24 protein-coding genes are annotated in these 20,583 nt (G+C 37.5%); 7 read left to right on the top strand and 17 right to left on the bottom strand.

Annotated features, from left to right (window positions below; genetic code table 11):
* Window positions 1-40: 40 nt before the first annotated feature.
* The 7 genes from ACFJIZ_RS05675 to ACFJIZ_RS05705 all read right to left on the bottom strand — a co-directional run bounded on the left by ACFJIZ_RS05675 (window position 41) and on the right by ACFJIZ_RS05705 (window position 5,263).
* Window positions 41-1,120, bottom strand: a complete 1,080-nt coding sequence (locus tag ACFJIZ_RS05675) for a hypothetical protein (RefSeq protein WP_379091481.1) — start codon at window positions 1,118-1,120, stop codon at window positions 41-43.
* 38 nt (window positions 1,121-1,158) lie between these two features.
* Complete coding sequence (locus tag ACFJIZ_RS05680) at window positions 1,159-1,968, bottom strand: HEAT repeat domain-containing protein (RefSeq protein ID WP_379091483.1); 810 nt, start codon at window positions 1,966-1,968, stop codon at window positions 1,159-1,161.
* The gene (locus ACFJIZ_RS05685; protein ID WP_379091485.1) at window positions 1,961-2,296 is read right to left on the bottom strand and encodes an RNA polymerase sigma factor; all 336 of its coding nucleotides are present in this window, start codon (window positions 2,294-2,296) and stop codon (window positions 1,961-1,963) included. The genes ACFJIZ_RS05680 and ACFJIZ_RS05685 overlap by 8 nt, the downstream gene beginning before the upstream one ends.
* The gene (locus ACFJIZ_RS05690) at window positions 2,218-2,493 is read right to left on the bottom strand and encodes an RNA polymerase sigma factor (protein WP_379091487.1); all 276 of its coding nucleotides are present in this window, start codon (window positions 2,491-2,493) and stop codon (window positions 2,218-2,220) included. Before ACFJIZ_RS05690 ends, ACFJIZ_RS05685 begins: the two co-directional genes overlap by 79 nt.
* Before the next feature lie 252 nt (window positions 2,494-2,745).
* Window positions 2,746-3,849 carry a thioredoxin-like domain-containing protein gene (locus ACFJIZ_RS05695; protein ID WP_379091489.1) on the bottom strand — a complete coding sequence of 368 codons (1,104 nt, stop codon included), beginning with the start codon at window positions 3,847-3,849 and terminating at the stop codon, window positions 2,746-2,748.
* 124 nt (window positions 3,850-3,973) lie between these two features.
* On the bottom strand, window positions 3,974-4,348 hold the full coding sequence (locus ACFJIZ_RS05700; protein WP_379091491.1) for a hypothetical protein: 375 nt from the start codon (window positions 4,346-4,348) through the stop codon (window positions 3,974-3,976).
* Window positions 4,349-4,501: 153 nt separating this feature from the next.
* Window positions 4,502-5,263, bottom strand: a complete 762-nt coding sequence (locus tag ACFJIZ_RS05705) for a response regulator transcription factor (RefSeq protein WP_379091493.1) — start codon at window positions 5,261-5,263, stop codon at window positions 4,502-4,504.
* 87 nt (window positions 5,264-5,350) lie between these two features.
* On the opposite strand from ACFJIZ_RS05705, the gene ACFJIZ_RS05710 reads away from it, so the two are divergent.
* The 3 genes from ACFJIZ_RS05710 (at window position 5,351) to ACFJIZ_RS05720 (ending at window position 7,889) form a co-directional block, all read left to right on the top strand.
* Window positions 5,351-5,605, top strand: a complete 255-nt coding sequence (locus tag ACFJIZ_RS05710; RefSeq protein WP_379091495.1) for a hypothetical protein — start codon at window positions 5,351-5,353, stop codon at window positions 5,603-5,605.
* A gap of 6 nt (window positions 5,606-5,611) precedes the next feature.
* Window positions 5,612-6,364, top strand: a complete 753-nt coding sequence (locus ACFJIZ_RS05715; RefSeq protein ID WP_379091497.1) for a DUF3667 domain-containing protein — start codon at window positions 5,612-5,614, stop codon at window positions 6,362-6,364.
* Window positions 6,365-6,578: 214 nt separating this feature from the next.
* Window positions 6,579-7,889 (top strand): TlpA family protein disulfide reductase, encoded by a 1,311-nt coding sequence (locus ACFJIZ_RS05720; protein ID WP_379091499.1) that lies wholly within the window; start codon window positions 6,579-6,581, stop codon window positions 7,887-7,889.
* A 180-nt stretch (window positions 7,890-8,069) separates the two neighbouring features.
* Here ACFJIZ_RS05720 and ACFJIZ_RS05725 read toward each other — a convergent pair whose 3' ends face one another.
* From ACFJIZ_RS05725 to ACFJIZ_RS05735, 3 genes are all read right to left on the bottom strand, one after another.
* Window positions 8,070-8,609, bottom strand: coding sequence for a ferritin-like domain-containing protein (locus ACFJIZ_RS05725; protein WP_379091501.1), 540 nt, complete (start codon window positions 8,607-8,609; stop codon window positions 8,070-8,072).
* A 98-nt stretch (window positions 8,610-8,707) separates the two neighbouring features.
* Window positions 8,708-9,385 carry a DUF6766 family protein gene (locus ACFJIZ_RS05730; RefSeq protein ID WP_379091503.1) on the bottom strand — a complete coding sequence of 226 codons (678 nt, stop codon included), beginning with the start codon at window positions 9,383-9,385 and terminating at the stop codon, window positions 8,708-8,710.
* A 360-nt stretch (window positions 9,386-9,745) separates the two neighbouring features.
* Entirely contained in the window at window positions 9,746-10,216 is a 471-nt protein-coding gene (locus ACFJIZ_RS05735; RefSeq protein ID WP_379091505.1) for a hypothetical protein, read from the bottom strand.
* Window positions 10,217-10,396: 180 nt separating this feature from the next.
* On the opposite strand from ACFJIZ_RS05735, the gene ACFJIZ_RS05740 reads away from it, so the two are divergent.
* On the top strand, window positions 10,397-10,651 hold the full coding sequence (locus ACFJIZ_RS05740) for a hypothetical protein (RefSeq protein WP_379091507.1): 255 nt from the start codon (window positions 10,397-10,399) through the stop codon (window positions 10,649-10,651).
* Between the two features lie 35 nt (window positions 10,652-10,686).
* Here ACFJIZ_RS05740 and ACFJIZ_RS05745 read toward each other — a convergent pair whose 3' ends face one another.
* Window positions 10,687-11,217: a GNAT family N-acetyltransferase gene (locus tag ACFJIZ_RS05745; RefSeq protein ID WP_379091509.1), complete on the bottom strand. Its 531-nt coding sequence runs from the start codon at window positions 11,215-11,217 to the stop codon at window positions 10,687-10,689.
* 162 nt (window positions 11,218-11,379) lie between these two features.
* On the opposite strand from ACFJIZ_RS05745, the gene ACFJIZ_RS05750 reads away from it, so the two are divergent.
* Window positions 11,380-12,705 (top strand): M20 family metallopeptidase, encoded by a 1,326-nt coding sequence (locus ACFJIZ_RS05750; RefSeq protein WP_379091511.1) that lies wholly within the window; start codon window positions 11,380-11,382, stop codon window positions 12,703-12,705.
* 83 nt (window positions 12,706-12,788) lie between these two features.
* Here ACFJIZ_RS05750 and ACFJIZ_RS05755 read toward each other — a convergent pair whose 3' ends face one another.
* The 5 genes from ACFJIZ_RS05755 to ACFJIZ_RS05775 all read right to left on the bottom strand — a co-directional run bounded on the left by ACFJIZ_RS05755 (window position 12,789) and on the right by ACFJIZ_RS05775 (window position 17,151).
* Window positions 12,789-14,816 (bottom strand): six-hairpin glycosidase, encoded by a 2,028-nt coding sequence (locus ACFJIZ_RS05755; RefSeq protein WP_379091513.1) that lies wholly within the window; start codon window positions 14,814-14,816, stop codon window positions 12,789-12,791.
* A 93-nt stretch (window positions 14,817-14,909) separates the two neighbouring features.
* Window positions 14,910-15,110 carry a hypothetical protein gene (locus tag ACFJIZ_RS05760; protein WP_379091515.1) on the bottom strand — a complete coding sequence of 67 codons (201 nt, stop codon included), beginning with the start codon at window positions 15,108-15,110 and terminating at the stop codon, window positions 14,910-14,912.
* Window positions 15,111-15,115: 5 nt separating this feature from the next.
* Window positions 15,116-15,832 carry a DUF3667 domain-containing protein gene (locus ACFJIZ_RS05765; protein ID WP_379091517.1) on the bottom strand — a complete coding sequence of 239 codons (717 nt, stop codon included), beginning with the start codon at window positions 15,830-15,832 and terminating at the stop codon, window positions 15,116-15,118.
* A gap of 159 nt (window positions 15,833-15,991) precedes the next feature.
* A complete protein-coding gene (locus ACFJIZ_RS05770) occupies window positions 15,992-16,384 on the bottom strand; it encodes a RidA family protein (protein WP_379091519.1) in 393 nt (130 codons plus the stop codon).
* A gap of 128 nt (window positions 16,385-16,512) precedes the next feature.
* Entirely contained in the window at window positions 16,513-17,151 is a 639-nt protein-coding gene (locus ACFJIZ_RS05775) for a helix-turn-helix transcriptional regulator (RefSeq protein ID WP_379091521.1), read from the bottom strand.
* 85 nt (window positions 17,152-17,236) lie between these two features.
* Here ACFJIZ_RS05775 and ACFJIZ_RS05780 point away from each other — a divergent pair, with 85 nt between their 5' ends.
* Window positions 17,237-17,389 carry a hypothetical protein gene (locus tag ACFJIZ_RS05780; RefSeq protein ID WP_379091523.1) on the top strand — a complete coding sequence of 51 codons (153 nt, stop codon included), beginning with the start codon at window positions 17,237-17,239 and terminating at the stop codon, window positions 17,387-17,389.
* A 246-nt stretch (window positions 17,390-17,635) separates the two neighbouring features.
* Window positions 17,636-19,732: a PAS domain S-box protein gene (locus ACFJIZ_RS05785; protein ID WP_379091525.1), complete on the top strand. Its 2,097-nt coding sequence runs from the start codon at window positions 17,636-17,638 to the stop codon at window positions 19,730-19,732.
* A gap of 232 nt (window positions 19,733-19,964) precedes the next feature.
* On the opposite strand, the gene ACFJIZ_RS05790 is transcribed toward ACFJIZ_RS05785, so the two are convergent.
* Window positions 19,965-20,579 carry a response regulator gene (locus ACFJIZ_RS05790; RefSeq protein WP_379091527.1) on the bottom strand — a complete coding sequence of 205 codons (615 nt, stop codon included), beginning with the start codon at window positions 20,577-20,579 and terminating at the stop codon, window positions 19,965-19,967.
* Window positions 20,580-20,583: the final 4 nt, after the last annotated feature.

The following is a 20,583-nucleotide window of genomic DNA, read 5'->3' on the forward strand; positions in this document are numbered from 1 at the left end:
TACGTTAACTGTTTGTTTGGTTTTTATGATTGAATAACTATTATTGTCTTAGATAGATACTTTTGTAGGTAGATTTCAGGATAAAGTCAATACCACCACCATTAACCTTTCCTTTGATTTTTTCTCCGCTACCAAACAAGTTACTTGAAAAAGTAACATCACCATTAAATAGGGTTTGCGTTCCTCCTTCGCTATATATTTTGGTACGGCTTTGATCTCCTGTAGATCCAGTAACGCCGCTCGCTGCTGTACCATCTTGTGTGGTACTTTTGGTCCTGTTGCCACTAGAACTGCTGCTAGAACTACTGGTTGTAATGTTACTTTGTACATTACTTCCATCTTTGTTGGTCGTAGTGGTAACGTAGGTAAAAGGAGCATTTGCTATGGTAATATTATCACCATTCATCCACACTTGCTTCTTATCCGCGTCTACTTTGTCAAAATCAATCTTAAACTCCTTGCCTACATAGATTTTACCATAGCTTGAACCGAGTTCCAGATTTGCTTTTGTGCTTGAGGGTAAGGTTACATCTACATAATCGTACACAGAGATGATAGAAATCGGACCTTTGATGTCGCTGTTAAACACACCCTCGATAGAACCACGGACAGTTTTGATATTCATTGGTCCGGTATTGTTCTCTAGCTTGATCTTATGGCTATAGGTAGAGACTTCTATTTCGTTCTTTAGGTTTTTAAGCACCAGCTCATCTGTTACGCTACCACTATTCGTAGTAAACGCAAATGAATTGTTGTTGTTGATCAGCGATATTTTGATCTGTTGGGGCACTTTGATGGTCACTACGCCGATTGGGGTCTTAGATACAGTATTCACATTGATTTCGCCACCACTTTCTGATACACTGATGCCCAAGCCAGTATTATCGCTGTAACCAGAACTGCTTACCGCTACCAAGCCTTTTGCACGTTCATCAACCTCGGCAGACTCAACACCTTGTCCACTAAAAATAATCTCCTTTCCATCGTAACCTTCTATTACCGCATTTTTTAGGTTAAGTTTTAACAGACCGGTAGTTCTGGCCAAGCGGTACTCTTTCTGTGCATTGGCCACTAAGCCTGCAGTTAAAAGTATAAATAGGATCATTAATTGCTTTTTCATATTTCTTTTGGTTTAATATTTTCTGATATATTGATTTTTTAAAGTTTGTTCTGGTTAAGCAATACCAAATAAGCCTGATCTTTTACCATCGCAAAAGTGTTGGGATCATTGGCCAAAGCAAAAAGTTTTTCGTCAAGTTTGGTATCATTGGTTCTGGACAATAGGTTGATCAGTTCCAATTGTACTAAAGGGTCTTTTTGGTTAGATAGCGACCTTACACAGGCATTGCTTACATAACTATCTTGTGCATATCTGCCCATTAATCCTATTACGGCCAAGCGCACATTGCTATTAGAGTCATGATTTAGTGTTTTAGCCAACCTGTCTATCAAATCGTTATTGATCAGCTGCGACCTTTGGAGTTGTAGCACTGCTGCCAGTCTCGTACTTGCCGAACTGCTATCGGTAAGCTTACGGTATATAGCCGCCATGTTAAACTGTTGTTCGGTATGTTTATACTGTTGTCTTTTTTTACTGGTTGGAGTGCTGGCAACTTTCGCATTAATCACCATTATTGGGTTCTTTACTGTCTTGTTAGTTTTTATACCGGTTTTGGCAATCATTGTTGGCTGGTCAACTTTAGGGTGTTTTTTGTTCGTTATCTTTAAATTGTCGAGCTGCCGGTCTTTAGCTGTATTTGTCACTAACAGATAAGTAATGGACATTACAACTAAAATTGAGGCCGCTGCCATCCATTTATGGTTTATCCACAACTGCATCAGTCCTTTTTTTGGCTGAGGTGCAGGTTTCAGTTCGGCCCTTATCCTTAAAAAGATATCCTCGGCCGGTTCCAGATGATCAAATCCTTCTCTGTTGTCTTCTATATATTTTTTTAACTGATCATTCATGATATACTTTATCTTTTAGTGATAATAGGATCCTTTTTTTTGCCCTGTGGTATTGTGTCCTTACCGTATTGTGCGATATATCCAACATCGCAGCAATTTCTTCTTGTGGAATCTGCTCAAACAGGTACAGATTTATGATTGTTTTATAACCCGGGGGCAGCTGTTCAATGCTTTTTCGCACATCTTCCAACTTGTTCTCAAATATTTCATTTTCGTATGGATCGTATTCCTTTTCCGCTTCAATGTCTACTACATCCATTCCCGAAAATTGGATCTTGTTCTTTCTGAGGTAAGAGATGGATTTGTTGATGGCGATCTTTTTACCCATCCTTCAAAACTCGCTACCTTAGCTAAGTTCGTCGTGTCTTTAAATACCGTTACAAAAGTCTCCTGTAAAATATCCTCGGCCTCTGCGGTATGCGTAACGATCCGGTATATGGAATTGTAGATCCGTCTGGCATATTTTTGGTACAAGCCACTATAGCCCAGATTGATCGTCCGCTTGGCACATTGCAATAAGTTCACGATCGTTTTTTTCTGCTATCAACGTAAATGGTCTGTGGCTAGTTACTTAATTAAATGCTTTGTTATAGGGAAGTCGCAGGTTGTTGTTTTTTGTTGCTTCGGTTTTATATTTTTTTTCAACTTTATTTCAAAAAATTGAAAATCATCCCATAGTTGAAGTTACAACCATTTGTTTGATTATCCATCACCTAAAACTCAACAATCCAAATAGCCATCATTACCTATTAAATGTAATAAAAGGGGATGATTGGTCTACTTAAAGATATTTTCAAGCATACGGTCTAATGCGGCATGATCTTCGCCAAAACGACCTATGATTTTCCCTTTTTGATCGATCAGGATTGAGGTAGGGTAAGATTCGATATTGTACGCTTTCCCAATATCGCCCTGCAGAATATGAAGCCAAGGCAGTTGGTCATCCGCAACGGCTTTACGCCATGCCGCTGGTGTCCTGTCGTCGGCTGCAATACCAATGATCTCAAAACCAGCATTTTTATACTTTTGGTACAAACTGATCAGGTGCGGATTTCCTTTGCGACAGGGTACACACCAAGAGCCCCAAAAATCGAGCAGCACATATTTTCCCTGTTGATCGACAAGCGATACGTTTTTTCCATTGATACCTTCTTTGCTAAACCCTGGTGCCATCAGACCTGGTATACCCAATTTCCTTTCGGCCAATTTTTGTGCAATGTATTTTCCATACCTGCTCTGCTTTACTTGTGGAGGAAACCTATTGTAGAAGAGTTGTAAAGTATCGGTACTCAATTCTCTGCCAAAAACTTGCAATATATGGGCCGATGCAAATGAGAAGGGATACTTATTGATGAACTGCTGGTTAACTTCTGCTACTTCTTTAAAGTAGGGGTCTAACACCCAATTTTTTAAGTTTTGAAAAGCAGTATTGCTCCGCTTGTTCACCTCCATCAAAGTATCAATTACCGTTTCCCATCTGTTTTCTATTTTTTGTAAGGACTGGTTCAGCTCTGCCAGTTCGTTTTGCGATTTTGAACCTGTCATCGCTAGTTTTGTGAGGTCGTTTCCTTGTTTCAATACTGCTTTCATCTGGGCAGGTTCTAAAATCACCTGTGTCATGCTTTCTGCATAAGAGAGTCTGGCTACAGTTGGCATGGATAACGTGCCTTTGAAAACAAAATTCCCTTGGTCTAATAGGCAACTATCCTTTTGCCAACGCTCATCAGGCAGAGGATAATAAAGGTATAGGTAACCTTTTGCATCATCAGGCAGTTTACCTTGCAATACAAATGGTTTTAAGGTTTGCGCCGATAATGTATACGACGACAATAAAAATATACCAATCAGGCATAACTTATTTTTTAACTTTTGCTTTTTCATAAATGCCGTTACTATTGCAATCAGATTTTTATAGTTGATCTAGCCACAAGTCGCATGGCTTACAAAATTGTTGCACCAGTAGTTAACATTTACAGGTAAAGTATAATAAGTTAAGCTTTATTTATCAATTTGTATTGATCCTGGCCTTGCGGTATTTTTCGATATCTTCTGCAGTAGCGGCATAGATCTTTGCGATTTCGTAAGGGTTATCTTCAAATACCTTTGCTCGTACTGGAATACCTAATTTGTTAGCACTTTTGATCAGTTTGATATTTTCTGCACTGTTTTTTAGACCAAGGTCTATAAAGAAATACCGGGCATGGGGAGACAGTGTGATGCCAACCGTGTCGTTATGGGTTTGGCCAATCTCTGCAAGTGCACTTCCAATATCTAGGGTAGGACCATCCTTCACTCTTTTTTCATCGCTGTTTTTCTTTTTACAGGTAGACATCATCAGCAAAAAACTACAGCAAACTGGCAATACAATTAACTTTAACATTTGGTTTCGATTTGTGTTGGTTTAAATTTAAGGCTATTTCTGTATTAACGCAAAAAAGGTTGTCAATAAGATATGTATTGCGCAAATTGTTATATATAAACCATTGCTAATGAATTTGTACAATTGGTAAAGTAAAGCCAACCTAACCTTTTACTAAATGATCTTATTATTGACCACATAGGCCAATGCCTCTACAATGTTGCTTACATTTAAGGTATCAAAGATTCGTCTTCTGTAGTATTTAACCGTATCTGGGGCTACAAATAACTTATCGGCAATCTGGTTAATGGTTAAACCCTGGGCATACAATTGTAGCACCTCAATTTCACGTTCGGTTAGTTTCGGTTTCAAAGATTTATACCAAAGCTTGGTGTCCGTATCGAGCTTCCATACTTCATCGGTACCCTGTTTATGGATGGCAATGTTGCCCGATTGCTGATGATGCGAGATGGAAACAATACACATGGCCTTCCACAACTTACCCTCATTAGTTAAGAATAGGGGTGTAAGCTTATGGTTGATCAGTACTTTTTTACCATGCTCGTTGATCAGGTGGAAATCGTAAGTAATGCTGTACAGCTTCTTTTGATCGTGGGGTAGTTTCTCAAAAAAATCAAAACCTGACTCATTGATCTGGTTCAATAGCAACAGGTCTGTTTCAGGCACGTTTTTGAAATAGAAATCGTAGCCCATGGCCAATACTTCGGTTGGGGTATAGCCGCATAGAAACAGTGCATTTTCTGAAACGTACTCGAAGCCCATTGTGGCATAATCAATTACATAAATGCTTTCGTAGGTTAACCTTACAAAAGATTTTACCGCTTCTAGGTAGTCGCGCTGCTGCAGCAGGTCTGCCGTGCTGAGTTTTCCAACATGGTTTCTGGTCAGTAGACTAAAGTTGTGGTTGTTTTTCATTACGATAACACTAAAATACAAATCTACACTAAAGTGTAGCTGCTCTAATTGTTCTTTTTTTGATTTTTGGATTCAATTATCAATCTCATGAAACAACTATCCAAATATACCCTAGCACAACTGACCAAAAGCAGAGCGCTATTAATTGGCTGTTTAATAGGCATTGGCCTGTTATGGCAACTTGTTATTATTGTTTTCCTGTACTTGTATTTTTTTAAAGACCAAGCAGTTCCATTTTTTGTGCTATTGATCTTGCCCACCACTTCTATAGGTGTTTTCATTTCACTAAAATCGTTGAACAACGAAATCAAATCCCGCACTTTAAAAACTAGTCATCTTTAAGAGGCCATGTTACACCCAGCAACCAACTGTTTAAACTGCGATAACCAACTGCAAGAAAATTACTGTACCAGTTGTGGACAGAAGGCCAGTACACACCGCTATTCTGTTAAACACTTCATCACACACGATTTCATCCACAGTGTATATCATTTAGACAAAGGTATTTTATTTACCATTAAACAGCTGTTAACCAGACCAGGTAACAGTGTAAGGGAATTTATACAGGGCAAGCGGGTTAAATATTTCAGTTATATCACGCTCATTATCTTGTTAAGCGGTATAGGACACTTCTTGAGTGAACTTTCTCCAGTAAGACTTTCAGATCTTGGACCAGAGACGAGTAAGATGGCGATGTCGGCCCTTGAAAAACTGTCTATGGAATATCCTAAACTGGTTACCTTGTTTACCATTCCTTTTTATACCTTGTTCAGTTACCTATCGTTTAGGCGGGCGAAAATGAACGGAACAGAACATTTGGTGATGAATACCTATAAAACTGCTGCCGAACTGCTGATAGGGATAGTATTTTCATCTATATCCATCTTTTACCACAACAAAGAGGTATTGTATCTCATGTTTGGTTTTGTGGGTATGCTACAATCGGTATATACCGTATGGTTTTACTACCAATATTTTTCAGTATACGGATATAGTAGATTGCAACTGTTATTGAGGAGTATATTGGTATTGTTTTTGACCTTCATTAGTATTTTTATAGTCTCGTTTGCCTCAGGTGTAATGGTGCTTAGAAAGGGCTAACCAAAACAACGCGAACAATCCTAACTTACGGGTTTGAGCTAACTTAATTCTATGTGGATAAAACAGCGAACAGATAGTATCGGTAACTATTATTGGGCCCGTTGAACTAAATATCAAAAAAATGTAAAAAGACCTCCAAACTACTAAACATTTAGGGGGTAACATTATATTTCTATTATTTTAGCGGCTACCACTTACAAACCGCTTTATCCTCATGTTCACGAAAACATTACCGCAACTTAAGTTCACATTCCTATTTTTATTCGCCTATTTTTCGATAGGTCTTTGTTATGGGCAAAACAAATCAGGTTTTATCGTGCTTTCTGGTAAAATCGAAAACGTAGCGCCACAACCCAATGGAAAAAGAGTGGTTGAACTCAACTTTCCATTTGGCCTTAAACGACCTGCAAAAGATATCAGTCTAACAGCTGATGGTTCTTTTAGGGATACGATCCCAAATATGAGCGGGGTATGTATTTTAATGGATGGAAACTTTCCCATCTTTTTTTATTTGGACAAATCTAAAGAATATACCATCGAATACGACACTGAGCAATTTAGAAAAGGGGGTAAGGTAATTTTAGGTGGTGATGATGTGGCCCTTAACCGTTATTATGTAGAAAAGGCACAGCAAAGGGTAATATTTGACCCCAATGGAGAAGGTAAATCGGAAGCTGAATTTAAACAGTCTATGCTAAAGCTAAAGACACAGGCACTGGATAGGTTGAAAAAAGCAAACCTGCCGAAAGAGTTGGCAGCTACAGAGAGGAAAGCGATACAATACGAATACCTATTTAATCTATATCTTTTTGTGGGCTTGAGAGAACTTGATCAACCTACTTTTAAAGCCAGTGCAGCTACCTTAAAAGAATTTGCCATTAATTATGATAACGAAAAAGACTATATACAGTTTAATTATTATCGACGGATGGTATTTGAATATTATATGAAAGAATTCAGGAAGTTGAATAAAGGGTTTAGACAAAAAGATCCATCTTATTCGCCAGAGCAGAATAGGATAAGATTGTTGGCATCTAATGTTCCCAATACGTATATCAAAAACAACTTGATCACTGAAACTGCCATGTTTGACATGAAGGAAGCAAAGGACTTAGAGACTTTTTACACTGATTTTAAAAAATACTATACAGGTAAGGACGAACTTTTTAGAAAGGAAATGTACAATGCCTATCAACATCTGGTAAAACTAAAAAAAGGTACAGCATCTCCAGAATTTGTAGATTATGTGAACTATAAAGGGGGGACCAACTCGCTTAAAGATTATAGGGGCAAATATGTTTACATTGATCTGTGGGCAACGTGGTGCCTTAATTGTTGGAATGAGATACCTTATTTAAAGAAATTGGAAGAAGCTTACGAGGGCAAGGATATTGTTTTTTTAAGTATCTCTTTAGACAAAGATGCAAAGGAGTGGGCCAAAATGATAAAAGAAAAGGCAATGGGTGGCATACAGTTGTTGGTTAAACAACCAGAAGGTACTTTTTATCAAAGAGTATGCGGTTAATGGTATCCCAAGATATATATTTTTAAGTCCGAGGGTAAGATCATTGCCTATAATGCGCCAAGACCATCGGATAAAGAAAAGCTAGAAGCTCTGTTTAAAAGTGTAGGCCTGTAAATCATACAGCACCATTATATAACAAAAAAGCCCCACAATAAGGTGAGGCTTTTGATATCGGTTTACCTATTCGGCTGCAGCTTGTTCGTTGACATAACTTTCTGCTATTTCTGTCAGGGCAACATCTGTTTCCTTTTCATTGGCCAAGGTTTGGGCTAATAGTTCAACCACATCTGTGTGGCCCATGTTTTCTGCAAAAACCCTTAAGGTTCCATAAGTAGCAATTTCATAATGTTCTACTTTCTGTGCGGCCAAGATCAGGCCAGCATCACGCACCATGGTATCGGCATCGGTATCCTCGATAATGCTTGTTGCCTCTTCCAACAAACCTGCCATGGCATCACATTTTTTGGCTGTTGCTTTTTCACCCAATAGGTCGAATACCTTTTCAAGCGTATCAATGTGCGTTTGGGTTTCTGTGGTATGCTTTTCAAAAGCTGCTGCCAATTCAGTACTGGTGGCTGCCTTTTGCATCTTTGGTAATGCCTTTACCAAATGTTTCTCCGCCCAATAGATATCCTTCAATTCGTCTATAAAAAATTCATGGAATTGCGAATCTTTCATTTTCCCGGTATTTCCGGTTGGTTTTTTGGTTTGAGTTGCCATAATGTTTTTTTTAAGGTAAATGATTGTTTTGTTGTTGAACTGCTTTCTTTAACAGGTGCCAGACGGGAATGTTTTTGGAAATCATACTCCTATCATCTCTATTTCCCTGTTTCGCCATGTGGGGCATCAACAGGCTTGGATTCTGGTGATCCTTTCTGCCTGAGGTAAATGGTTAAAAATACAATGGAGGCTACAGATAGGAATTCACTTTGCCAGTTCTGAAAGGTCTCGAACCAAAATTCACTCTGTCCAATGTAGGTATAGATTGTTTCTTGTGGCAAACCTTTGGCTGCCTGCATGGTATTATGTGCAGTAAAGCTGCCATAAAGGTGCAATGCCCAACTTACCAGAAACAACAGGCCAAAACAGATAGAAAGTGAATTGCTATAGATCTTTAAGACCCAACCACCTTTTTTTACTGGCCATGGCGCATCCTTTGTTGGTTTTGGATCACGGTCTACGGCTTCTTTTTCGCTAAGCTGTTTCGATTCTGCAGAACCTTTTTGACGTAGACCAATGGTAAGTACCACATAAAGTGCCATCTGCAAAAACTCACTTTCAAAGTTCTCAAAAGTAGCAGATACAAAATGTCCGCTAGAAAGATAATTGGATAAAGAAAGGGAAGTAGCCCCCAGCTCGGCCATTTCGGTATTGTGCTCTTTCCAACCTGTAAGTGCTTGTGCAGCAAGCGTAATGATGAACAGCAGCAGAAATGCCAGGGTTAATGAGTTCCTGTAAAAAAAAGAATGCTGTTTGTTTGTCTTAGTCTTTTCCATAGTTGTTGTGGATAACCAATACAACCTGAAAATGTTTAGATTAATTTATTTCGCATAAACGCAACTGCTAAACTCTTTCAGTTTTTTCACTGCATAGGTACATAGGTATCTGCTCATTATCGTCTTCTTCAATAGAATTGGAACCGAACTAGAAACCCTATGTGAACTATCTTTCTGTGTGGTCAATCTATTGACTACAATACTAAGCTTTCCTTGTTTTTTTTACCACATAGCAACATAGGAAACATAGACATCAACTCATTATCTTCCTGTTGACAGAATTGGAACAGAACTAGAAACCCTATGTGAACTATGTTTCTATGTGGTCGACTTCATATGCTTAGATCAACAGAAAATAAGCTATTTGATCCGCTCTTTTACCCTTACATATTTCTCTGTGATGATACGGTCTACACCAGCTGCTTCTACTTTTTCGATGCCTGTTTGGATCAGGGTATCTTTATTGATAGTTACCTTAAAGTTAAAAGTCTTTCCTTCCCAATTCTTATCCTTATAAAAGTCTAATGATTCGGTGTATTGATCACCTTTTAGTGTGTAACTGCCACCACCGGCATCAAAACGGTTATTCATGTTCTTGGCGGTATCAAGGTCATGGTTTAAAAAGGCAAAATGGGTATCGTTGATGATCTTGATCATGTGTTTGTTTCCTTTGGTAAAATCTACCACCGTTTGTTTGCCATTTTCTTTAGTAGTTGCAGAAAGCAATTGCCAAGTTCCTTTGAGCTGAACAGGTTGTACATCGGTTTGAGCCTGCTTGCAAGATAAAAGGGCGACAGCGCAGTATAAAAAGATAAAGACTTTGGTTTTCATGATCACAATGCTAATGGTTAAGTCTGTAATTTAATCATTAATTATAAAATAAGTGCCTTATAAATTGAACAAAAAGATAAGACCTTATGTAGATGCTTATCCTTATATTAGTTTACCATTGTATTGATTAATAAGCAATTAATAAACAGAACAAATAAACATCAAACTAAATTTTACAACATGAAAAATTTAAAAATCTCAGAGAAAAGCGTTGGTAAAATGCTAGGTAGGGCAGAGCTTAAACTGATTCTAGGTGGGCTTGAAGATCTGCGTCCTTACGACCCGCTTTGTGATGAAGTTAAAGAAAACGAATACAATCCTGATTGTCCTTGTTATGTAAGCACACAATGCCCATACAGACGATACATGTCTGGTCCATTACAAGGATTTACCATTCCAGGAAGTGGCCAATGTGTAAATGGAGCATGTACTTAACAGTTTTGCATCAATTAAAAAAGAAACCTTCAAACTTATCTTTTGGAGGTTTTTTTATGGTTTGGATGAAGGCTTAACTCATATTCAACTTCATTGCCAGCAAGTGCTGCAATTTTAACGAAGTCAAGTCGCTCCAGTAACTTAACCGCTTTACTGTTCTCTTTATTTGTAATGGCCCAGATGCGTTTTAGGCCAAGCTTATTTAACCCAAAGTCAATAGCCAATAACATTGCGGCACTCATATAACCTTGCCCCTGGTATTGTGGTAGTAAAACACAGCCAAGCTCGCCCTGTTGTTGAGCAAAACCTCTATAGTAACCACAGGTACCTACAATTTTATGGGTCGAGCGGTCTACAATACCCCAATGGATTGAATTTCCGTCTACTTGGTCTTTATTGATCTTGACTTGCATTGCCAATGCTTCTTCTAGTGTTTTAGCCTGAATACCATCATAGAATGAAATCTGGATCAGACTCTCAACATCAGTAGCTAAAATCTGTCGTAAACATACTTTATAATCGTTTAGGTTTGGAAAATTATCATCATACGATAGTACCATCTTCATAAACATACAGATAATTATTTAAGAAAGATCTATTTAAACCTTAACGAAGGTCTATTACCTATAAAAAATGCGATAACGGTTCAAAAACCGATATAAGGTGTAACCCCTGATCAATTTATGTAGTCTAATCATTATGATTTCAAATTGATCAGCTTATATATTATGAAAAAACTCGTATTTATCTTAACATCCTTTATTGTTTCCGTTTCCTCCGCACAAGAGCTGAAAAATAAAATTGCATTAAGTACCAACGCTCCAAAAAAGGTTAAGGAAACCTTGAGCCATCCATCTATTCAACTCGAAACTGATCAGATTTTTAACAAATTGGTTCAGATCAGAAGAGACTTGCACGAAAACCCAGAATTAGCTGGTAACGAAATACGCACTCAAAAAGTCATCACACAATATCTACTCGATCTAGGGCTTGAAGTTGAAAAAGATAGCTATGGTCATGGTGTTGTAGGTATTTTAAAGGGTGGAAAACCAGGTAAAAAAATAGCTTGGAGGGCCGATATGGATGCCTTGCCTACAGATTTCCCTGAAGACCTGTCCTTCAAATCCAAAAACAAAGGTATCCAACATGGTTGTGGCCACGATATCCATATGGCTATTGGATTGGGCATAGCCGAAGTCCTGTCTAAAAACAAAGCATCGTTAAAGGGAACGGTATATTTTATATTTCAACCCGAAGAAGAAACCTTCATCGGTGCAAAAGGTATGATCAATGATGGTCTGCTTACCAAAATAAACCCTAACGAAATTTATGGCCTACATGTAAGTGCATTACCAGTTGGGCAGATCATGGCTAAACCCAATGAAATGTTCGCCTATCAAAAAAGAGTAAGGATCAAATTAAAAAATGAACTGTCTAAAGAAGAAAGCAAAGTATTGACTAAAAAAATCCATAGCTTTTTATCACGTACAAGTACCACCAACAAGCCCTGGGAACTACAATACATGAGCGATCCAAAATTTGGATTGATCAACCCAAATACCATTTTTAAGGATTACTTGTTTATAGACGAGAATTTTAATAGCGTCATCAAAAACGAACAACTTGTTTTGGATGCTTATGTATATGAAACAGATTCGGCTAAGCTGAAAGAGATCCTTCCTAAGCTCAGACAGGTAATAGAAAGCAGCGGTTATAAAGACCAATTGCTCTCACTGTCTTTTACACAAGAAAACCCAACGGTAATCAACAACGAGAAGTTGACCCAAACAGCAATAAAAACACTTCAGAACATTTATGGAAAAGAGGCAATTGTGGCCGATTATGGTCAGGTGCCTTTCTTTAATGATGATTTCAGCTATTTTCAACAAAAAGTGCCGGGTATTTATTTCTTTCTTGGAGGTTCTAACTTTGAGAAAGGGATCATTGCCATGAACCATATGCCCAATTTTAAAGTTGATGAAGAAAGCATCAGGGTAGGTGTGAAGAGTTTTTCGTCATTGCTTTTTGAAAGACTAAATGATAGAAGTAAGTAAAACCGACCCTAATTTAATCCATACAAAAAGCCTCAAAGAAATTTGAGGCTTTTTGAGTAATAAAAACAGTGACTTGTTAAATTTTAGAGCGTTGAAGATGTAACTTCCTGAAAATAAACCAATGCCCAATCTTGATCGTTTGCATAAGGGTCGTAATATTTACCCGGTTCTCCGTTCACCGTATTGGGATAGATGTAAGCACAGGAGGCAGTTCCATTTTCTTTAAAATTTAAAAGATTGTTTTCGACAATCCTAATGGCTCTTTGTTGATAACGTTGATCAAGCGTACATTGATAATAACGGTTATAAGCCACAGCTGTTAGGGCACTCCAATATTGAGGCATTGTATCTCCAAAACGTTCCTCTTTACCAAACCAATAACCATCCCAATGTCTTATAGCGATTTCATTTAAATGGACATCTGGTTGTTTTCCGTTAAATGCTTCTAACGAGGGCATTTGTATTTTAGCTGCAGCCAGATATTTTTCGTCTTTCGTAAGCAGATATAACTCACAAAGAAATGTTACTGCAGGCGCAACTATAGATTGCTCATAGTTTACTTCATGTTTAGGATAAAATATGCCATTTTGAATAAAATATTCACCGGATAGCTTAAAATCATTCATTAAAGAATCTCTTTCAGCATAAATGCCCGCATTAGCCAAAGCATCAATTCCTTCTTTTACCCTGATATCGATTCCATAAAATTTGTGATCGAATTCTTTGAAGAACTTTCTTAGCGTTTGATAATAATCAGTCAGATATTCTTTTTGATTGGTAAGCTTATATACTTGTAGATAAAAACTTGCTACCCAAGGATAATTATAACCACGATGGGTGCTGGTATGTGCTACATTTGAATATACAGTATAATCTTTGGCCTGTAATTTTGTTCGCACAAATTTTGCATATCTCATTAATGATTGATAGACTTTATCGTCCTTATTACTTTGCAACCATTTAGCTATAAAAACACCCATTCCTAGGCGTTCGGCTCCTTCATTTCTGTCAAAAGGACTTACCGTTTTCGTTGCATCGGTAACAAGCTTACCCAGTTCATTATCGTATACCATATAAGCTCCATAGCGATTGTCTGTAGCATCGTTCATCTGTTGGTGATCTACAATAAAATGCGCTCTTTTGTTGATCAATTCTTGTGCAGAAGAAATGACCAGATAATTCAATAAGGTGTATTTTTTTCCTTTATCGAAATAGACTTTATAACTATGCTCCCCCTCATTGCTGCCAAGCACCTCTATATTCTTTTTTTTAATTCCATGGTAGTTAGCAGCATCAATGTTAATGTGGAGCTTTTCATTTTTTGAGATGACATACCGATCTGCATCTAAGCGCACAAAGCCCAACTTTTTTGCAGTTTTATAAAAGTCATCCCATCCTTCATGCCAAAACATCTTCCATTGTAAGGCATAGCTTTCTCCAGGTTTTAAACTAAATGGTGCAACATTAAGCACGATTGTCCCTCTCGAATTACTCGAATTATTTGCCCTGCTTCGGTTCTCAATGGCATAACAATCGATTGCACTTTTGGTCAGAACTAAACCTAGATGGGGTCCCTGTCCATTCATCCTCAATGCATTTACATAAGTGGCATGCATTCCCGTCCAAATGTGCGCATTACATCGCTCTGTAGCACATATCCGCGAATCAGGATAGTTATCGTTAAAAGGGGTATAGATACCGAGTGTTTTAATTGCAAGTGTCCGACGGGTATGATTAGTAAATGTATAAGTTTCTACATAATAACCCTTTTCTTGATAACGATTTACTTTAACATTTAAGAATTTTGTTTGGTACAAAAAGGATGACGTATCTCTCGTAGTTTTTTTTGTTGAAAGATGCTCCCATTTTTGAGGAGTTGCTCCAGGCTCATCGAGCTGATACTTTCCGAGACCCCAGTCCTGATTCGGTTTTTGCCAGTTAGAAATACCATCTGATGAGGAAAGTATCCAATTCATCCGGTGCGGATCTTTTAAGTTCGAAATTTTACTGATGGCACCGTTACTGCTGTTGATATCAACCTTAAACTGAGCATAAATCGGATAGGAACATAAACAGCAGAGTAATAATAATAATTTTGATTTTAATAACATAATGATCTTGTTTTAACATAGGATCATACAAGTTAATTATAATTTTTAATTTCTGAAGTAAATTGATTTTGCAAAATGTTTTATCAAATTAAATCAACGATTTTGATTGCTATTGTTCTTTCTAAAGTTTTTGATGATCAGAAAAACACAGCCCACAAAAACGATGATATAAACAACGGCTAATGCAGGTTTTTCAAATTTAAAATTTTGAAAGTCGAAATCCTTATATAAGGTTACTCCTAAAATGATTGCGATGATCCAAAAAACAAAGGATGAGGCTTTTTTATTTTCCATATATTTTAATGTTTGATTATCAAGTCGATTAATGTGCCTAAAAGGAATGCAGCGAGCCAAAAAGTAGTCATTCCTAAAATATAGGAAGCCAGCGCCTTGACATAACTGATAGGTTTTTTCTTATCAAAAAACTGTCCGATGGCCCAAGTACAATAGGCAAAAAATATAACAGATCCTATTTGCATCAGATCAAAATTTGTTAGTCCCTTAATTATGGTGAAAATAGCCAAAAACAACATGCCCATTCCCATTACAAAACAAAGAAGTATCAAAATTTCATAAAAATTGTAGTCGTATTTTCTAAAAAAGAGTCTTAGCCAAAGTGCAATAAATACACCCATAAGAATGTTTGAATAGCCGTAATGGTCTTTAACCCATTCAGAAATTAAACCTACAGTTGATTTTTCTGCACCCTCAAACTTTATATACCCGTCTTCAAAATGGAAAAAATGATTAACAAGTGTATAGATCAGAGAGGTAATAATGATGAAAATGATCGGTTTTACCAATCGACTCCTATTTTCAGTTACAAAATATCTTACATTATCGCCTGGCCTTGTCAGTAAACCCCTAATCGTATATAATATGCCTTTCTCAAAATGTAAGACGTGCTCAATTTCATGAATGATGTAATGCCCATTGATTCGTTTTAGTTTAACAGGCTGTCCGCAATTGGCACAATAGTTTAGGTCTACTTCTATATTGCAGTTTTTGCAATTCATATTTTAGCGCTGAGTCGTTAATTAATTTTCGGTTACACGTACAACAAAATTATACAAATATTTCAACTGTCAGTTAAATTGGTTCATAAAAACAAGCCATACAAACTGATCATTTTCATCAATCTGTATGGCCTATTAGATAACTACTTCTATTTTTCTTTATTTCACAACAGTTGCTTCAAGCTCTACGGTTAAGGTTGCGAAAAGTCCTTTTACTTCAAGCAAGGTAGTAGCTTGTTCAATACCATTCTTTTGAATGAATGGTACGTAAATATCCATACAAGTGGTGAAAAATTCTTGTGTTGAGGTGGTATAGATATTTAACCTCACAATGTTAGCACAAGCATAGCCCGCTTCATTGATCAGTTGTTCTAAATTGGCAATGGTTTGAATAAGTTGCAAGCGCATATCAGCATTGCTTGGTACGCCGTTGGCATCAATAGCTACCTGTCCTGAACAGTAAAGTGTTCCCGTTGCATTCTTCACTTCAACTGCTTGTACAGCATTAGTATTTTTACCCCAATCCCAAGGGTCAAAAGATTGTTTTTCCATTTTTTATTGTTTTTAAATTTATAAGACAAAGATGGAATGGACTTGCGACAGCCTTATGTCAAGGGTAAAAAAACTAATGGAATTTGTCAAAATACTCCTGCAGGGTCATTTTGTGTGGTTCAAACTTTTCAGTCAGAATTTTCATATCTGAGAATCCGATCTAAACGAAAATACCTGAATTCTTTGCGAAGCCCACACCAAGCAATCAATAACCAATTTTCATTGGTGCTGATCAATGCAAATGGTTCGATAGTTCTACTTGTAGTCTGATTTTGTTCGTTGGTATAGTCTATTTTAGTTAAATAGAAATTGGTTAAGGCATATTGTAATTGCGAAATGTTGTCACTGTTTCTTTCTCTGTTGATGTTCTGTTCAAAACGGGTTCGATCTGCCAGCAGATTGGCTTTGTCCTTTTCCGATTGGCCGAGTACAGCCTTTATTTTATCAATTGCTTCCGTATAATCTTTGATCAATGAGGTGTCTTTGTTTTTCAGCACCAATTGTTCTGCAAGAATTAGGGCGTTAGCTTGGCTTTCAGAAAACATCACCGGTGGGATTTTATAACCTTCCATTAATGCATAACCCTTTCCGTCTTCCGTTAGGATAGGAACACCTGCTTGTTCCAATGCTTTGATATCGCGATAGATTGTTCGTACACTGACATTGAATTTGTTGGCAAGACTTGGCGCCGTTATAAGTCTTTTGGTTTGCAGTTGCGTAAGAATTGCGGTGAGTCTGGAAAGCCGTTTCGTGTCGTTATCTTTCATTAATATGGAGAATCAAAGTGCAAAAGTCGAGTTTTTTATATCAAATAAACCAGGGTAAATTATTAAATTAGACATCAAGTTGAATATGCAAGATATTATCTATAAGTCTTTAAAAGCCAACGAGCTTGTTAAATTACAAGAAATTGACCGTACAGAATACATTGCCGAAATATACGTATTGAAAAACAATCATCAATATATTCGTTATTGGAAATATCTTCTAATGCTGCTCCAATAGATGTCGTCAAGGCAATAATTGGAATGCCAGACTTTCTGATATCTTCAATTTGCCTAATCTTTTTTGATGATTCAAAGCCGTACATAGACAATAATTATTGTATATTCCTAATTATTTTAATAAATAATAGCTAACAATTGATGACCAACATTGTTGTAGTATAAATATCCTGGCAGGAAACCCGATCGCACCGCGGTAACTTTCTATTTTTTTACCCATTATTTTCAAGCAGATAAAAAATACAATATGTTAACGTTAAAAAATGTGAGTGCTATTTTTGGGTCTTTCCCTAATGGCTATATTGTACTGCAGCCAAACAGTCCTTTTTTTACAATCGCAGCAGTAAATAAACTATTTCTAAAGGCGATTGAAGCAGACGATGTTGACCTTGTTGGAAAGGGAGTGTTTGATGTTGTTTCCAATTGGTCCACCACTTGGGGTCCTAAGTGGATGGAAAACATGAAAAAAGCATTAGAATATGCAATATCTTCCAAAAAAACCGCTAGCCATAGCTGGGCAGCTTGGGAAGTCCAAATCATTCCGTTGTTGGATGATGATGGAGAGATAAAATTCATTGTCCAGAATCTGACCGATATTACCCATTTGGTAGCCAGCAACGGTGAACAGCATACATTGGACAATAGACCATTGATCCAAAGCAGTTTTCAGCATCCCTTGTTCAACGATTATCCAGACGCAGTTTTTACACTAGATTCCGAAGGAAATTTCCTTAGTGCCAATCATGCCCTAATAGACTTGGCTGAATGTGAAGAAGCAGAGCTTTTCAAGCTTTCCTTTACACCCTTTATCGCACCTGGAGATGCCGAGAAAGCATTTGAGCATTTTAAAAAGACCATTCAAGGAGAACTCCAGAATTTTGACATCTCGACGATCAGTGCAAAAGGCACACATCGGATGTTAAACGTAACCAATCTTCCTATTGTGATCAACCAGGAAGTAATAGGCGTCCATGTAATAGCTAAAGACATTACAGCAGTTATCCAGACACAAAAAGAGCGAGATGATTACAATAATAGGATATCAGATATTTTAGAAAGTATTACTGATGGCTTTATTGCACTGGATAAGGATTGGGTGGTGACCTATTGGAACAAAGAAGCGGAAAGGTTGTTGCTTATGCCCCGAAAAGAAATAATAGGAAAGAATATCTGGGAAGTTTATCAAGATGCTGTACCACTTAAGTTTTATTCTGAATACCATAGGGCAGTAGCGGAAAATATCTCGGTAACATTTGAAGAGTATTTCTCACGCTTGGATATTTGGATTGAGGTATCTGCCTTTCCTTCCAACGAAGGCCTGTCGCTTTATTTTAAGGATATCACTGAAAGAAAACATGGGGAGGAACAGTTGAGACGTGAGAAAGAAAAATATCTGGATATGTTTAATTTCAGTCCACTTCCACAATGGGTGTTTGATGCTGAAACCCTGCGGTTTTTAGACGTGAACAATGCAACAGTTAAACATTATGGTTATACCAGAAAAGAGTTTTTGAAAATGGGTATAAAAGACATCAGGCCTATAGCAGATAATAGAGAGTTAGAAGAGATCCTAAAGGATGCTTTTACAACTGGTATATTCAAAGCGAGGATCGTAAGGCACCTGAAAAAATCTGGAGTGCTTATGGATGTCTGTGTAGAGGCCAATGCGGTAACCTTCGAAGGTAGGCCTGCCATGTTGGTATTGGCCATAGACTATACTGAAAAACTGAAATCTGAACGGGCACTGGCCGCAAGTGAACAGCGATTTAAAGCGCTTGTACAGGATGGATCTGATTTGGTGGCCATTCATGATAACTATGGTAACTATAAATATGTTAGTCCCACTTCCAAATCTATCTTAGGGCTAGACCCTGACCAGCTGATAGGGAAAAATGCGTTTGATTTTATCCATAAAGATGATAAAGAGAGGGTAATTGGTGAGTTTAGTCTTCTGACTGAACAAAAAAGGATTAAAATTATGCCTTTCCGTTTCAAAGGCATCGACAATCAGTATCATTGGATCGAGACCATCATTACAGACATGAGAGAAGATCCAGTGGTAGCAGGTATTGTGGCCAATTCAAGAGACATAAGCCAGCGGGTAGAGGATGAAATAAAAACCCAGAATGGAATTGAGCATTTGAGGGGAATTGCCTGGATGCAGTCTCATCAGGTAAGGGCGCCCTTAGCCAGTATTATGGGATTGTCCAAGATCCTGATGGATAACGATGAAGACGAAAGCTCAAGGAGGGAATCTTTACGACACCTTATGCACTCGGCGACAGAATTGGATTCCATTATCAGGGAAATCATAAAGAAAGCGAAAGAAATGCCTACAGGTTGATGAGCCCTGCACCTAACTATGAGTATTTTAATATAAACTCTTTTAAAAGCACAATTTTCTCGATAATTGGATTATGATTTAAATTTTTTAGCGCTGATTATATGTCAATAAGTGACCCTCCAAAAGCATTGTTGGCTAAATGGGGGTTATCCTTAAAATATTGGTAAATAAATGATTAGCCTGAGTTTATTAGAATCAAATGGAGGATTTTGGGAAACTATAGCAAGGACAATTAAATCAACTCCAGTTTTGTAGCCTTACCAATGAGCATAGCCGTATTTTTGACATCAAATTTTTCCAATAGACTTTTGCGGTGTGTATTTACGGTTGGGATGCTAATAAAAAGTTTTTCAGCTATTGCTGCATTGGTTAATCCTTCAGCGATTAATAATAACACTTCTTTTTCTCTTCGGGTAATTAGGAGTTGATTGGGTGTTGGTTTTCTTAACGAGCTTAATACTTCCAAACTATAATATACTTTGCCCTTTAGCGCACTGTTGATGGCTTCTAATAGCTCTTCTTTTGTAGCATTTTTTAGCACATATCCAACTGCACCATTATCAATCATGTTTTTAATGATGGCCTGCTGGTTAAACGTGCTCAGTCCAAGTACCGCTACAGCAGGGTATAGATGCTTAACTTCTTTACATAAATCTATTCCGCTTTTATCAGGAAGGTTTACATCCATTAATATCACATCCGGTTCATGCAGCTTTAGAAAACTCAGGCATGATTCTGCATTGGTGGCATGACCCATCCAATCAAGTGTCTTTTCATTCTGTAGCAAAGAGCGAATGCCCTCTATTACCATGTAATGATCATCTACCACGAAAATCCCTATTTTCATTGCT

Origin of the sequence: Pedobacter sp. UC225_65 (genome assembly GCF_042698365.1) — a bacterium.
In the GTDB taxonomy this organism is placed as follows: domain Bacteria; phylum Bacteroidota; class Bacteroidia; order Sphingobacteriales; family Sphingobacteriaceae; genus Pedobacter.

What these genes read in the sequence shown, in the direction of transcription:
- ACFJIZ_RS05675 (WP_379091481.1), bottom strand. Translation starts at nt 1,120, where the DNA reads ATGAAAAAGCAATTAATGATCCTATTTATACTTTTAACTGCAGGCTTA.
- ACFJIZ_RS05680 (WP_379091483.1), bottom strand. Translation starts at nt 1,968, where the DNA reads ATGAATGATCAGTTAAAAAAATATATAGAAGACAACAGAGAAGGATTT.
- ACFJIZ_RS05685 (WP_379091485.1), bottom strand. Translation starts at nt 2,296, where the DNA reads ATGGGTAAAAAGATCGCCATCAACAAATCCATCTCTTACCTCAGAAAG.
- ACFJIZ_RS05695 (WP_379091489.1), bottom strand. Translation starts at nt 3,849, where the DNA reads ATGAAAAAGCAAAAGTTAAAAAATAAGTTATGCCTGATTGGTATATTT.
- ACFJIZ_RS05700 (WP_379091491.1), bottom strand. Translation starts at nt 4,348, where the DNA reads ATGTTAAAGTTAATTGTATTGCCAGTTTGCTGTAGTTTTTTGCTGATG.
- ACFJIZ_RS05705 (WP_379091493.1), bottom strand. Translation starts at nt 5,263, where the DNA reads ATGAAAAACAACCACAACTTTAGTCTACTGACCAGAAACCATGTTGGA.
- ACFJIZ_RS05710 (WP_379091495.1), top strand. Translation starts at nt 5,351, where the DNA reads ATGAAACAACTATCCAAATATACCCTAGCACAACTGACCAAAAGCAGA.
- ACFJIZ_RS05715 (WP_379091497.1), top strand. Translation starts at nt 5,612, where the DNA reads ATGTTACACCCAGCAACCAACTGTTTAAACTGCGATAACCAACTGCAA.
- ACFJIZ_RS05720 (WP_379091499.1), top strand. Translation starts at nt 6,579, where the DNA reads ATGTTCACGAAAACATTACCGCAACTTAAGTTCACATTCCTATTTTTA.
- ACFJIZ_RS05725 (WP_379091501.1), bottom strand. Translation starts at nt 8,609, where the DNA reads ATGGCAACTCAAACCAAAAAACCAACCGGAAATACCGGGAAAATGAAA.
- ACFJIZ_RS05730 (WP_379091503.1), bottom strand. Translation starts at nt 9,385, where the DNA reads ATGGAAAAGACTAAGACAAACAAACAGCATTCTTTTTTTTACAGGAAC.
- ACFJIZ_RS05735 (WP_379091505.1), bottom strand. Translation starts at nt 10,216, where the DNA reads ATGAAAACCAAAGTCTTTATCTTTTTATACTGCGCTGTCGCCCTTTTA.
- ACFJIZ_RS05740 (WP_379091507.1), top strand. Translation starts at nt 10,397, where the DNA reads ATGAAAAATTTAAAAATCTCAGAGAAAAGCGTTGGTAAAATGCTAGGT.
- ACFJIZ_RS05745 (WP_379091509.1), bottom strand. Translation starts at nt 11,217, where the DNA reads ATGAAGATGGTACTATCGTATGATGATAATTTTCCAAACCTAAACGAT.
- ACFJIZ_RS05750 (WP_379091511.1), top strand. Translation starts at nt 11,380, where the DNA reads ATGAAAAAACTCGTATTTATCTTAACATCCTTTATTGTTTCCGTTTCC.
- ACFJIZ_RS05755 (WP_379091513.1), bottom strand. Translation starts at nt 14,816, where the DNA reads ATGTTATTAAAATCAAAATTATTATTATTACTCTGCTGTTTATGTTCC.
- ACFJIZ_RS05760 (WP_379091515.1), bottom strand. Translation starts at nt 15,110, where the DNA reads ATGGAAAATAAAAAAGCCTCATCCTTTGTTTTTTGGATCATCGCAATC.
- ACFJIZ_RS05765 (WP_379091517.1), bottom strand. Translation starts at nt 15,832, where the DNA reads ATGAATTGCAAAAACTGCAATATAGAAGTAGACCTAAACTATTGTGCC.
- ACFJIZ_RS05770 (WP_379091519.1), bottom strand. Translation starts at nt 16,384, where the DNA reads ATGGAAAAACAATCTTTTGACCCTTGGGATTGGGGTAAAAATACTAAT.
- ACFJIZ_RS05775 (WP_379091521.1), bottom strand. Translation starts at nt 17,151, where the DNA reads ATGAAAGATAACGACACGAAACGGCTTTCCAGACTCACCGCAATTCTT.
- ACFJIZ_RS05780 (WP_379091523.1), top strand. Translation starts at nt 17,237, where the DNA reads ATGCAAGATATTATCTATAAGTCTTTAAAAGCCAACGAGCTTGTTAAA.
- ACFJIZ_RS05785 (WP_379091525.1), top strand. Translation starts at nt 17,636, where the DNA reads ATGTTAACGTTAAAAAATGTGAGTGCTATTTTTGGGTCTTTCCCTAAT.
- ACFJIZ_RS05790 (WP_379091527.1), bottom strand. Translation starts at nt 20,579, where the DNA reads ATGAAAATAGGGATTTTCGTGGTAGATGATCATTACATGGTAATAGAG.